Origin of the sequence: Alicyclobacillus hesperidum subsp. aegles (assembly GCF_027923525.1) — a bacterium.
Lineage (GTDB): Bacteria > Bacillota > Bacilli > Alicyclobacillales > Alicyclobacillaceae > Alicyclobacillus > Alicyclobacillus aegles.
The window spans coordinates 307,709-319,154 of record NZ_BSBJ01000049.1 but is presented as its reverse complement, the minus strand read 5'-3'; the positions used below and the strand labels follow the sequence as shown (position 1 = coordinate 319,154).

14 protein-coding genes are annotated in these 11,446 nt (G+C 57.0%); 1 reads left to right on the top strand and 13 read right to left on the bottom strand.

All coding sequences use genetic code 11. The annotated features are described in order from the left end of the window. Positions 1 to 33: 33 nt before the first annotated feature. The 7 genes from groL to QMF38_RS11195 form a co-directional block, all read right to left on the bottom strand. The gene (gene groL / locus QMF38_RS11225) at positions 34 to 1,653 is read right to left on the bottom strand and encodes a chaperonin GroEL (RefSeq protein ID WP_006447862.1); all 1,620 of its coding nucleotides are present in this window, start codon (positions 1,651 to 1,653) and stop codon (positions 34 to 36) included. A gap of 34 nt (positions 1,654 to 1,687) precedes the next feature. Beyond that, entirely contained in the window at positions 1,688 to 1,972 is a 285-nt protein-coding gene (gene groES, locus QMF38_RS11220; protein ID WP_058094260.1) for a co-chaperone GroES, read from the bottom strand. A 136-nt stretch (positions 1,973 to 2,108) separates the two neighbouring features. Further along, positions 2,109 to 2,672, bottom strand: a complete 564-nt coding sequence (mobB, locus tag QMF38_RS11215) for a molybdopterin-guanine dinucleotide biosynthesis protein B (RefSeq protein ID WP_058094261.1) — start codon at positions 2,670 to 2,672, stop codon at positions 2,109 to 2,111. After that, positions 2,665 to 3,657: a molybdopterin-binding protein gene (locus tag QMF38_RS11210; protein ID WP_058094262.1), complete on the bottom strand. Its 993-nt coding sequence runs from the start codon at positions 3,655 to 3,657 to the stop codon at positions 2,665 to 2,667. Before QMF38_RS11210 ends, mobB begins: the two co-directional genes overlap by 8 nt. Further along, on the bottom strand, positions 3,654 to 4,223 hold the full coding sequence (mobA, locus tag QMF38_RS11205) for a molybdenum cofactor guanylyltransferase (protein ID WP_157057188.1): 570 nt from the start codon (positions 4,221 to 4,223) through the stop codon (positions 3,654 to 3,656). Before mobA ends, QMF38_RS11210 begins: the two co-directional genes overlap by 4 nt. Positions 4,224 to 4,252: 29 nt before the next feature. Further along, a complete protein-coding gene (locus QMF38_RS11200; protein WP_058094264.1) occupies positions 4,253 to 4,846 on the bottom strand; it encodes a 5-formyltetrahydrofolate cyclo-ligase in 594 nt (197 codons plus the stop codon). Further along, complete coding sequence (locus QMF38_RS11195) at positions 4,836 to 5,747, bottom strand: phosphatase PAP2 family protein (RefSeq protein WP_058094265.1); 912 nt, start codon at positions 5,745 to 5,747, stop codon at positions 4,836 to 4,838. Before QMF38_RS11195 ends, QMF38_RS11200 begins: the two co-directional genes overlap by 11 nt. Before the next feature lie 65 nt (positions 5,748 to 5,812). Here QMF38_RS11195 and QMF38_RS11190 point away from each other — a divergent pair, with 65 nt between their 5' ends. Next, positions 5,813 to 7,780: an ABC-F family ATP-binding cassette domain-containing protein gene (locus QMF38_RS11190; protein ID WP_281759466.1), complete on the top strand. Its 1,968-nt coding sequence runs from the start codon at positions 5,813 to 5,815 to the stop codon at positions 7,778 to 7,780. Between the two features lie 93 nt (positions 7,781 to 7,873). Here the strand turns inward: QMF38_RS11190 and QMF38_RS11185 are convergent, their stop codons facing one another. From QMF38_RS11185 to tsaE, 6 genes are all read right to left on the bottom strand, one after another. Next, positions 7,874 to 8,137, bottom strand: coding sequence for a hypothetical protein (locus tag QMF38_RS11185; protein WP_157057189.1), 264 nt, complete (start codon positions 8,135 to 8,137; stop codon positions 7,874 to 7,876). A 24-nt stretch (positions 8,138 to 8,161) separates the two neighbouring features. Then, positions 8,162 to 8,371 (bottom strand): hypothetical protein, encoded by a 210-nt coding sequence (locus tag QMF38_RS11180; RefSeq protein WP_058094267.1) that lies wholly within the window; start codon positions 8,369 to 8,371, stop codon positions 8,162 to 8,164. A 287-nt stretch (positions 8,372 to 8,658) separates the two neighbouring features. Beyond that, positions 8,659 to 9,723 carry a tRNA (adenosine(37)-N6)-threonylcarbamoyltransferase complex transferase subunit TsaD gene (tsaD, locus tag QMF38_RS11175; RefSeq protein WP_058094268.1) on the bottom strand — a complete coding sequence of 355 codons (1,065 nt, stop codon included), beginning with the start codon at positions 9,721 to 9,723 and terminating at the stop codon, positions 8,659 to 8,661. After that, positions 9,720 to 10,226 (bottom strand): ribosomal protein S18-alanine N-acetyltransferase, encoded by a 507-nt coding sequence (gene rimI, locus QMF38_RS11170; protein ID WP_006447852.1) that lies wholly within the window; start codon positions 10,224 to 10,226, stop codon positions 9,720 to 9,722. Before rimI ends, tsaD begins: the two co-directional genes overlap by 4 nt. Next, positions 10,223 to 10,948 (bottom strand): tRNA (adenosine(37)-N6)-threonylcarbamoyltransferase complex dimerization subunit type 1 TsaB, encoded by a 726-nt coding sequence (tsaB, locus tag QMF38_RS11165; protein WP_058094269.1) that lies wholly within the window; start codon positions 10,946 to 10,948, stop codon positions 10,223 to 10,225. The genes rimI and tsaB overlap by 4 nt, the downstream gene beginning before the upstream one ends. Next, entirely contained in the window at positions 10,948 to 11,439 is a 492-nt protein-coding gene (tsaE, locus tag QMF38_RS11160; RefSeq protein ID WP_058094270.1) for a tRNA (adenosine(37)-N6)-threonylcarbamoyltransferase complex ATPase subunit type 1 TsaE, read from the bottom strand. Before tsaE ends, tsaB begins: the two co-directional genes overlap by 1 nt. Between the last annotated feature and the right edge of the window lie 7 nt (positions 11,440 to 11,446).

Below are 11,446 nucleotides of genomic sequence, written 5' to 3'. Positions count from 1 at the left end.
TTATCGTTCCGAACGAATCGTTTCGTCGGGAGATTACATCATACCGTCCATGCCGCCCATGCCAGGTGCAGGAGCCTTTTCCTTTTCCGGCTTGTCTGCAACCGCAGCTTCCGTCGTGAGGAACGAAGCCGCGACGCTCGCTGCATTTTGCAAAGCGGAGCGCGTAACCTTCGCCGGGTCGACAATACCAGCTTTCAGCATATCCGTCCACTCGTCGGTAGCTGCGTTGTAACCGAAGCCAACGGCTTCTTTCTTCAGGCGATCGACGATGATGGAACCCTCAACGCCAGCGTTCTCAGCGATTTGGCGAACCGGAGCCTCCAGCGCCTTACGAACCAAGTTGACACCCGTCAGCTCGTCGCCTTCAGCCTTGACACTGTCAAGCGCCTTGATGACGTTGACAAGCGCCGTGCCACCGCCAGGAACAATACCTTCTTCGACAGCTGCACGGGTCGAGTTGAGCGCGTCTTCAATGCGGAGCTTCTTCTCCTTCAACTCCGTCTCCGTCGCTGCACCAACCTTGATCACGGCGACGCCGCCAGACAATTTTGCGAGCCGCTCTTGCAACTTCTCGCGGTCGAAATCAGAGGTCGTCTCTTCGATCTGATTCTTAATTTGGTTGATACGAGCTTGGATGTCGGACTTGTCGCCAGCACCGTCAACAATGATGGTGTTCTCTTTGCTGACGCGAACTTGGCGCGCACGACCGAGTTGCTCGATGCCCGTGTTTTTCAACTCAAGGCCGAGTTCCTCGCTGATGACCTGACCGCCAGTCAGAGCCGCGATGTCCTGCAACATAGCCTTGCGGCGATCGCCAAAACCTGGCGCCTTCACGGCAACAGCGTTGAACGTGCCGCGGATCTTGTTGACGACGAGGGTTGCGAGTGCTTCGCCTTCGACGTCTTCCGCAATCAACAACAACGGACGGCCAGATTGGACGACGCGCTCAAGCACTGGCAAAATCTCTTGGATGTTGCTGACCTTCTTATCGGTGATCAAGATGAATGGCTCGTCCAAGACAGCCTCCATCTTGTCGGTGTCGGTGACCATGTACGGCGAGATGTAGCCACGGTCAAACTGCATACCTTCTACCACTTCGAGTTCAGTGGTAAAGCCTTTCGACTCTTCGACCGTGATCACGCCATCGTTGCCCACTTTCTCCATGGCATCGGCGATGAGTAGACCAATCTCTTCCGCACCAGCCGAAATGGCAGCGACCTGCGCAATGTTCTCGCGACCCTCGACCGGCTTCGAAATCTTCTTGATCTCGTCGACAGCAGCCGCCACAGCCTTTTCGATGCCGCGCCGCAAAACCATCGGATTTGCGCCAGCCGCAACGTTCTTCAGGCCCTCGCGGATCATCGCTTGCGCGAGAACCGTTGCCGTCGTCGTACCATCACCAGCAACGTCGTTCGTCTTCGTCGCAACTTCTTTGACGAGCTGAGCGCCCATGTTCTCATACGCGTCTTCCAACTCAATCTCTTTTGCAATGGTGACACCGTCGTTGGTGATCAGGGGCGATCCGAATTTCTTTTCCAGAACGACGTTACGGCCCTTGGGACCGAGTGTCACTTTCACCGCATCAGCGAGCGCATCGACACCGCGCAGCATCGCACGGCGAGCTTCTTCACCAAAGCGAATTTCCTTTGCCATCCTGTATACCTCCCTGACGTTTTATGTAGGCGACTTACTTCTCGACGATCGCCAAGATGTCGCTTTCGCGCAGAATCAACACTTCTTCGTTGTTCACTTTGATTTCCGTACCAGCATACTTCGAGAAAATCACGCGATCTCCGACTTTGACCTCGAGATCCTGACGCTTCCCATCTTCGAACTTGCCCGGGCCGACAGCGATAACCTCGCCCTCTTGCGGTTTCTCCTTCGCATTGTCCGGAAGGAAAATGCCACTTGCGGTTTTCTCTTCACGTTCAACTGGACGCACCACAACGCGATCAGCGAGCGGCTTCAGCATGTGAACAACCTCCCTGTTGGATTTGAGTGTCTTCTTTTGTTAGCACTCTCGTTCAGTGAGTGCTAACACCAAGGACTATAATAATCTCTCGCTTCAGAGAGTGCAACCGTCTCCATAAAGATTTTCGAGATCCTTGTTAGAAGTCGTCAGCCAGCAGAAAAGCTAGCAATCGAGCCGCATCCTCCGCCGCAAACACAGGCACCGGCAGCCGACACCCCTTAGGCGCAATGGCAGCAACCAGGTTTGCCGCGCCTGCCGCCATGAGCTTGTCCCATTCCGCTTCGGAAGCAACGACAGCCACCTTCGGCAACCAACTGCCCTTGACCCCTTCGACGATCGCGATGTCAGGCGCCTGCTCCCCTGCAACGGCATGCAACCGTGCAAGCCACAATTCGAGGCTCGAACACTGCGCCTGCCAGTCGTGCACGAGCCATCCACGTGCACTGGCTACAAGCGTCCAACGCGCCCCTGCATGGGCTGCACGCACCGTATCGGCATCTGACTTCTCCCAGTCTGGCCAATCCACTTGATCCGCATGCCCATCGTGCTTAATATAGGCAACCTCGAGTCCACGCCGCTTCGCCTCGCGAATCAAGCTCTCGGCAGCCACCGTTTTCCCCGCGTCCTGAAAGCCAACGATGCCAATCATCTGCGGGCGCTTTTCGCGACTAAAGGCGGCGGATGGCGGCGACTTAGGCATTGAGCCACCCGCCGATCCCGAGTACGGCAATGTCGCGTCGACGCACCCGCAAACCGGCCAAGACGCGGGGAAGCAACTTATCGAATGCGGTTATCGGATCGTGAATGACGGCGCCAGGGAGCCCAAAGATGGCCGCGTGTCCGCGATATGCAAGCATCATCATAGAGCCCGGAATCATCGGTGTACCGTGCGTCACCACCTCCGTGGCAGCACGGCGAATGGCTGCCGGCGAACGGTCATCTGGGTCGACCGACATGCCCCCCGTGACGAGCACGAGCGTGGCTCCATCTGCGACCACGCGCGCAATCTCACCGGCAATGGCGTCCGGATCGTCCCCGACCAGCGTCTGCTCGACGTCGCGAATGCCGTATGCGGCCAACTTTTCGCGCAGCACCGGGCCAAATCGGTCTTCGATCCGGCCGCTTAAAATCTCGCTCCCGGTGGTGACCAGATGCACCTTCTGCGGGCGATACGGCAGCACATCGACGATGCTACGTCGGTGTGCCCCACGCGCGATCACTTCGACCGCGCGCACCTTTTCCTCCGCGATGACGAGCGGGATGGGCCGTACGCTGGCCAGGCTTGTCCCTGCTGTGACATGTTGAAAGGGCAAGCGTGTTGCGATGGCAATCTCGTCAATGCTGTTCATCGCCGTTACTCGCCTGGCATCGACCCACAACATGCCCTCTCGGTCTGCCTTGAGTACGACCTTGCCCTCTTCGACGTCGGAAAGGCGCACGCCCCTTCCTGCGATCGCCCTAGCCATGCGGATAGCGGCGTCGTCCTCGTGCAACTCCCCGTCATCTAGTTCCAGAATGTAAATGTGTCGCTTCCCCATGTCGAGCAGGACCGGGATGTCCTCTTCCCGAATGATATGCCCACGCCGAAATTGACGTCCTTTAAACTCCCCAGGGACGATTCTCGTCATGTCGTGCGCCAATTGCATGCCAACTGCATTCTCCACAGGCACCTCGCGCCGTTTCATGTGCATCCCCCTTCCGCCAACCAGGCTTTGTAATCGTCCGGCGTGTGAACCGGACGTACGGCCCAGGGTTGATGAGAAAATTCGAGTCCCGCGAGCGATAGTCCAACAAGCCCTGGCAACAGCCGACGCTCGCCGCGCCGCGCCGCCTCTATGAACGCGGTCGCAACATGTTGCCGATAAGCTGCACACAGTGGCTGCAGCCGCCCCTCGCGCATCGCGGCGACGCCGTCAGCATCCGAATGCCGTAAGCGCTCGAGCAGCGTTGCCAGAACCTGCGGGGTGATGCCCGGCAAATCGCCCGCGATCAAATGAAACGTAGCCATCGGATGGGGCCACGTGGAAAAAATCGCTCCCAACGCCTGCAACGGTCCCTGCCAAGGCACCGGATCAGGCCGCCACTCCACCCGTCTTGGCAACCACGGCGCGATGGTTGCGCACAAGTCAGTCTCGTTATGGCTGACGATCACGGTGTCCGACACGGCGAGCGCAGAGCGGATCACGTGTGCCAAGACTGGCAATCCGGAACTGTCACGGGCGAGCAGCAGCTTGTTCCCGTATTCAGCCATGCGCCTGCTCTGCCCACCGGCCAAGACGATTACAGCGTGCTCCTCCCGCAGTCGAACACACCTCCGTCCGTCAAGACTGCGTGCATGCGGACATCGTGCGGATCAAAAGGCAAACAATCGACGAATTGTTCGGAAAAACAAACGCCGACGCGCACAGGAAATCGCTGTTCCGCGTCCGCGAAATACCGATCATAATAGCCACCGCCGTAGCCGAGACGAACGCCATCTTTGGCAAACGCGAGACCCGGCACAAAGGCTAGGATAATTTCCTCGCGCGGCACCATCGGCGCGTCGTCCCGCGGAGCGAGAATGCCATAGCGGCCAGGCACGAGATCGTCCAGCGTACGTACAACAGAAAATGCCATGTCACCATCTTCGCGGACGCGCGGATAGACCAAGCAGTAGCCTTTAGCCGATAGGCGTGTATGTGCATCCGCTAAATTAAGCTCACCGGATGTCGCTGCATACATGGCAATCACGCGTCCTCGCCCTTCTGCTTCGCGCTCAGCCAAGGCCACGGCGAACAACGCTGCCTCGCGCTCTTTGCGCGTTCGTTCCTCCCCGGCAATGGCGAGGCGCGCACGGCGAAATGATTTTCGTAAAGCTGTCTTATCACCTGACAATGTCGCGAGCGTCCTCCTGCCGATACAAGTCGAGCTTCCAAAACAACCACGGCGCACCAAGCGTTGTCCAGACGGCGACCAGCACGACGCGCACGTACTGCCAAAGCGGTTGCTCCAAATGTGCTTGTACTGCCCATTGTATCGCAACAATACCCGCCAACGCGATGATTGCAACACAAATTCGCTTCCACAACTCCGATTGTATATCGGTGTGTAAAAACTGGCGCTCAATGGCAGCTCCCGCGCCGATAGCCATAAGAAATGCCGCATAGACACCGGCATCGCCATGGTGATCGACAGCCAACAGCAACGCAGGAAATAGGATGGCAAACGCGAGTGCAATGGGAAATGGAACTTGCCGATACGTCCACCAGCGCCCAAATTGCCAACCACAAATCCCGATAAGAAGTCCAATACCCCAACCGACAACGACGTCAAGTGGCCAATGAAGTCCTAAGTAGATGCGTGAAATGCCGATGGCCGCGACCAAAATGATGCCGATCCACATGATGTAGCGACGGCGAAACCACTTGGCGATCCCGGCAAAGAACGTCATCGTACCTTGCGCGTGTCCGCTCGGCATCGACAAACCGGTGGCCGAACTGATATAACCGGAACGAATACCTGGTACACCAAGTGGCCGAGCAATGTGGAACACCGATTTAAGCCAAGCGTTGGTATACATACTGGTAAGAAACACATAGGCCAAGCGCATGCCCAATGTGCGATTGACGGCTAGAAATAAGATTGGAAGTATGAGTAGATATACCGATTCGGTGCCGAGGAACGACAGCCCAACAGCCAGTTTGTCCAGCCACGGCGTATGAAATGATTGAATCCACCGGATCAGGTGGTACTGCCACCCGAATCCCTCTGGCAGCGGAAACGTCGGAGTAGGCATGAAGAGTCCTCCTTGCGCAATATGTCAGGGACGTTGCTAGAGTGTATGGACAAAGGAGAACACATATGATTGTTTTACAGGCAAGCCATCTGAAAAAGAGCTATGACGGCGTTGAAGTGTTAATCGACGCTTCCGTCATCATTCGCGCTGGCGATAAAGTGGGATTGGTCGGGGGCAACGGAGCTGGCAAAACGACGTTGCTTAAGCTCATCACCGGTGAAGAACAACCAGATGGGGGCACCATCGCGAAACGCGATGGCCTGCAAATGGGGTATGTATCGCAGTACGTGCAACCCGATGCAGCCACGACAGTTTACCAGTTTGTGGCCGAAGCGCAGAAACCTTTGCAGCTAATGGAGGCCAAACTGCGAGAACTCGAGACAAAGATGGCGGATCCCAACGTTTACACGAATGAGCAGCGATTTGCCGACATCACGCAAACCTACGAGCGGGCGGCCCATCAATTCGAACAAGCCGGCGGCTATGCTTGGCAAACCAATGTGCGCCGCGTGCTCGCGGGCCTACAGTTTACTGCCGAGATGCAACCCTTGCCCATATCGACACTAAGCGGTGGTCAGCGCACCCGGTTGGCGCTTGCGCGCCTACTCGTACAGCAACCGGATTTGCTCGTCCTCGACGAACCAACCAACTATCTCGACACGGACACGCTCGCCTGGTTGGAAGGCTATCTTAAACACGACGAGGGTAGTCTGCTCGTCGTCTCGCATGATAGGTACTTTCTCGATGAGGTTACGACCCAGACAATCGCGCTCGAAGGTGGCATCACCCGCCACTACCCAGGCAACTATGCTGCCTATGTCCTGCAGTCACAACAGGAGCGGGAACAGCAGGCGAAGCTGTACGAACAACAGCAAGAGGAAATTGCCAGGCTCGAATCGTTTGTCCAAAAGAACATCGCGCGCGCCTCGACGACCAAACGGGCCCAAAGTCGACGTAAGATGCTCGAGCGCATGGAGCGGGTGGAACGCCCCCGTGGCGACAGTCCAAGCGTACGAGTTGAATTCGAACCGCGCCGCCCGTCTGGCCGTGACGTGCTGCAAGTGTCCGATCTCACCATTGGCTACCCGCATCACGTGGTGGCCCGAAACATCTCATTTCACCTGGAACGCGGTATGCGCCTGGCGATCCTAGGGCCAAATGGCGCCGGGAAATCGACGCTACTCAAGACGGTCGTTGGGCTTTTGCCAGCGGAAACCGGGCGGATCGAATGGGGGCAACACGTCGAAGTTGGCTATTACGACCAAGAACAATCTGACCTGGACGACACGAAGAGCGTGATCGACCAAGTCTGGGACGAGCGCTTGGATTTGGACGAAACGTCCATCCGCAAGGCCCTTGCACAATTTCTGTTTCGTGGCGAAGATGTCGTGAAGCCCGTCTCGGGACTGAGCGGTGGCGAACGCAGCCGTTTAAATCTATGTCGCCTCATGCTACGGCAGGCGAATGTGTTGGTGATGGACGAGCCTACCAATCACCTGGACATTCCGAGCAAGGAGGCATTGGAGCAAGCTCTCACCGATTATAGCGGCACGCTGCTTTTCGTGTCACATGACCGTTATTTTATTGACGCGATTGCAACCCACATCGCCGTTCTAAAGCCGGATGGCTTGGTCAAATACCTCGGCAACTACACCGACTACCGTGAAAAGGTTGCTGAAAACGAGCGTATAGCAAGTATCGAACAAAGTGTGCAGAATGCGAAAGAGCACACTCGTCATCCTGTAACTGTCGATGCGACAACGAGTCAATCCACGCGGCGCCGCATTCGCTCCAGTGACGTGCGCAAGCTACAGGACGAAATTGAAAAATGGGAGCGCACAACTGCCGAACTGGAAGCAAGATTGACCGCCATTGGTATGGAGCAAAGCGAAGCGGCCGCAAAGCAGGACATCGACCGAATTCGAGCCCTGGAAGAGGAACGCGAACATGTCGAACAAGCTTGTCATCAAGCCCTGGAGAAATGGGAGCAAGCCTCATTGCAACTAGAGATGCTGCAATCTGAATCCGATTGATCTTATCGAGCATACGAGGGCTGTCCCAAAACCAATTGTAAGATGGGGGTGGGACAGCCCCTCTTTTTTCGGCTCCAATAAGCGCATGAACTTTCAGGATTTCAAAGCGAAGTTACCGAGTTCAGACGAGGACTGTTCTACGAGTAACCGTAGATTCTCGCCAATCGCGTCAAGATGCTTTTCTATGCTATTGACCTCATTGTGCATGTCCGTAATGTGGTGCTCAAGCCGTGTCACCCTGATGCCGAGACTGCGAATCTCGACAGCCAGCTTGTGTATATCCGTATCCAGCCATGCGGGCAATTCGTCGATGCGCGCGCCAAGCACCTCTATGCGCTCATCCAGCCGCGTCGACAACTCGTCGATGCACCAGCGAAGCCCCTATGTGCGCTCATCCAACCGTGTGAACAATTCATCGATGCGTGCACCAAGCACATCCGTACGTTCGTCCAGCCGTGTGGACAATTCGTCGATGTGCGCCGACATCTCATTGATACGAGTCTCTAACATCCTCGAGAACGAGATGGTTTGAAGCTCTAGCTTTTCGTCCAAAACCGCGGTAAATATTTTAACCCACGTATCCTCGTGCATCGGTGCCCCTCCCCGCGACCACCATTCCCAGGAATGACTGCTCGAATGAACATCAAGGTGTGGTTCCCCGACGTTTGGACTCAAATTACCATAGCTCCGATGACTCGTCTATGAAGTATGGCATATAAGATGATCCTTTCCGTTATGCTGCTCCTTCAGAAAGTGAAACACGGGAATTTTCAGTTTATCCACATTGTCCACCGACTTATCCACAGGCCTAACAACCTGTATTTCGAGCCTTTTCGACACTTTTCCACATGTTCCACAAGAATGAGACATAGGGTTATTCACAGGTTAGGGACAATCTGTACGACATCTGGCCAGTTTCCATCCTGCCAATCCACAAGTGACAGTTGGGCGTACGCGTTAAGCGACAATGGACTCCAACGCCCTTGTTTTGCTCGCGGGTAAGCCGCCGCCGCAATCATCGCCGCGTTGTCGGTACACAGTTCAATCGGTGGAAACATTGCGCTTATTGAGAGCTCTTTCGCCAACTGAGACATCGCTTCGCGCAGGCCCCGATTGGCCGCCACACCGCCAGCCACCACAATCGTACGTGCCCCTGTGTGCACGGCGGCGCGCTTCGTCTTTTCGACCAAGACCTCGATCACAGCAGCTTGGAAACTCGCACATACGTCTTCGACCAACACAGCCTGCCCCCGATTCCTGCGCTTGACGATCTCGTTATTGACCGCAGACTTCAGCCCGCTGAACGAAAAATCAAAGCTATCGTCTTCCAGCAGAGCTCGTGGAAACAGAAACGCATCCGGACGCCCGCGATGGGCGAGATCGTCGACCTTAGGACCGCCAGGGTACGCCAGCCCAAGTAGCCTTGCCACCTTGTCATAGGCCTCTCCGGCCGCGTCGTCACGCGTCCCGCCAAGACGGGTAAAGCGAAATTCGGCATCGACGCTCAACAGCTCGGTATGCCCGCCAGAAACAACAAGGCACAAAAACGGCGGCGTCGCCCCAGTGCCCCCATCTGAAGCCAGCATAGCTGCCGCCACGTGACCGGCGATATGATGAACCCCAACAAGCGGCTTGCCAGTTGCCAAGGCGTACCCCTTTGCCGCCGATACGCCGACCAGCAGTGACCCAAGCAGGCCAGGGCCACACGTCACCGCAATCGCGTCAATATTCGACCACGTCATGTTCGCATCGAGAAACACTTGTTCCACGACCCTCGTGATATCCACAACATGCTGTCGCGATGCTACCTCAGGTACGACACCGCCAAAGCGCGCATGCAAGTCGATCTGGCTGGCAGTCACCTGGGCCAGCAGGTGTGTGCCATCTTGTACGATCGCGGCAGACGTCTCGTCGCAACTCGTCTCAATTCCCAAGATGTTCATCCCTGCACCTCCCCGTCCCCTGTCACGCGTGGTGGCAAATCGGCCCACATGATGATGGCATCCTCGTTGTTGTCGGTGTAGTACCCTTTGCGTATGCCTACCCGCTCAAAGCCATACTTGCGATATAGATTTTTGGCGATCTCGTTACTCACGCGCACCTCGAGTGTCATCTTGCGGCCCCCAGCCGCCATGCAGATGGACATCAGGGTCTTTAACAACGTCTCGCCCAACTTCAGACCGCGAAAATCAGGATCGACCGCAATGTTGGTAATGTGACCTTCGTCCATAATCATCCAAAAGCCGGCGTAGCCGGCGATCCGTTGGTCGTACTCGGCGACGACATAGCGCGCCAGCCGATTCTCCACCAATTCGCCGATGAACGCCTGCCGCGACCAAGGCGCGGTGAACGAGCGATGCTCCACGCGCAATACCTGATCGAGATCGCGCAAGAGCATGCGTCGGATCACCAGTCGCTCGGGATGCCAATCCTGTCGCTCCATCATGTCGAACCTCCCTCGGACGCGGCTTGCCACTTCGCTTCAGCTTCCACAAGAAGAGCATAAACCGGCGCCAATGCATGTAGACCATCGCCGGTGTAAACGGCGTATTCGGGGCACTTGCCAAGTTCGAGCAGCGCCTGTGGCATCAGCCCTGAGAGCGCTCCCCATGTGAGCGATCTCGCCACATGCGTCGGCATGGGCCAATCTCTTTGCAAGTCGTGGACGATAAGCGCATCCTCGCCATCGCCCACCACCTGCAACCATGACGCAATGGGCAGAACTTGAATGTCGCAGTCACGCACAAAGCGCTCGTCGACAGAACGTGTATAACAAGCGCCAAACGCGCGGCCACGACGCGCATTCAACATCACCACGATGCGGTGCGGCAAGCCGTTGGCAGTCTCCGCGAGCACTGCCGCGCGTGCCATGGCGTCGACGGTGGGCACGGCAACCACTGGCACCCGAAGGGCGTGCCCCATCGCCTTCGCCGTCGCCACCGCCATGCGCACACCTGTGTAACTGCCAGGTCCGACGCCCGTCACGATGCGCTCCACGTCCCTCATCGCGAGGCCGGCGCTCGCCAAGGCAAACTGCACGGAGGGCTGCAGCAACCGCGAGTGCCCCCGCGGTACGCGCTGGATGACGCCGCTCAACAGCCTGCCATCGCTTGTACCTGCGCCGACAGCCAGCGTATCGGTCGCGGTATCCATTGCGATCACGCCCATCAGCCAACCCACTCCTTCATTCGTGCACAAGCGCTCGCGCCGACCGCCTGCGCGCGAAACACCCGCTCACCGCCTGCCAATGGCGCGATAACGATGTCCAAGTATGTATCCAAGCACCTTCGCACGCCCTGCGGCCACTCAATCAGCACGATGCGCGAACCATCGAAATAATCGTCAAAGCCAATGCCAACAAGCATGTCCTCGCTTAGTTGCGCCAGCGGATCGTCCGGATCGTCGTACAGTCGATATAAGTCCATATGAACGAACGGCTCTCTGCCTTCGTATTCGCCGACAATGGTGAATGTTGGGCTCGTCACCTCGCTGCGGACGCCGACGCCGCGCGCGACAGCCTTCGCAAAGCGCGTCTTGCCTGCACCGACGGGGCCGCTTAACAGCACGACGTCCCCGGGCTTGAGTACCTGTCCCAGACGCTCGCCCAATTGATCGGTCGCGCTGGGGGTGTGAGCGACCTGTTCCCACTGTTCCTGCATGCCAAAT

Bases quoted from the DNA above. Each gene is read 5' to 3' on its own strand.
- QMF38_RS11190 (WP_281759466.1), top strand. From the start codon at position 5,813: ATGATTGTTTTACAGGCAAGCCATCTGAAAAAGAGCTATGACGGCGTT.
- tsaB (WP_058094269.1), bottom strand. From the start codon at position 10,948: ATGGGCGTGATCGCAATGGATACCGCGACCGATACGCTGGCTGTCGGC.
- groL (WP_006447862.1), bottom strand. From the start codon at position 1,653: ATGGCAAAGGAAATTCGCTTTGGTGAAGAAGCTCGCCGTGCGATGCTG.
- tsaE (WP_058094270.1), bottom strand. From the start codon at position 11,439: ATGCAGGAACAGTGGGAACAGGTCGCTCACACCCCCAGCGCGACCGAT.
- groES (WP_058094260.1), bottom strand. From the start codon at position 1,972: ATGCTGAAGCCGCTCGCTGATCGCGTTGTGGTGCGTCCAGTTGAACGT.
- mobB (WP_058094261.1), bottom strand. From the start codon at position 2,672: ATGCCTAAGTCGCCGCCATCCGCCGCCTTTAGTCGCGAAAAGCGCCCG.
- QMF38_RS11180 (WP_058094267.1), bottom strand. From the start codon at position 8,371: ATGCACGAGGATACGTGGGTTAAAATATTTACCGCGGTTTTGGACGAA.
- QMF38_RS11195 (WP_058094265.1), bottom strand. From the start codon at position 5,747: ATGCCTACTCCGACGTTTCCGCTGCCAGAGGGATTCGGGTGGCAGTAC.
- mobA (WP_157057188.1), bottom strand. From the start codon at position 4,223: ATGGCTGAATACGGGAACAAGCTGCTGCTCGCCCGTGACAGTTCCGGA.
- tsaD (WP_058094268.1), bottom strand. From the start codon at position 9,723: ATGAACATCTTGGGAATTGAGACGAGTTGCGACGAGACGTCTGCCGCG.
- rimI (WP_006447852.1), bottom strand. From the start codon at position 10,226: ATGATGGAGCGACAGGATTGGCATCCCGAGCGACTGGTGATCCGACGC.
- QMF38_RS11210 (WP_058094262.1), bottom strand. From the start codon at position 3,657: ATGAAACGGCGCGAGGTGCCTGTGGAGAATGCAGTTGGCATGCAATTG.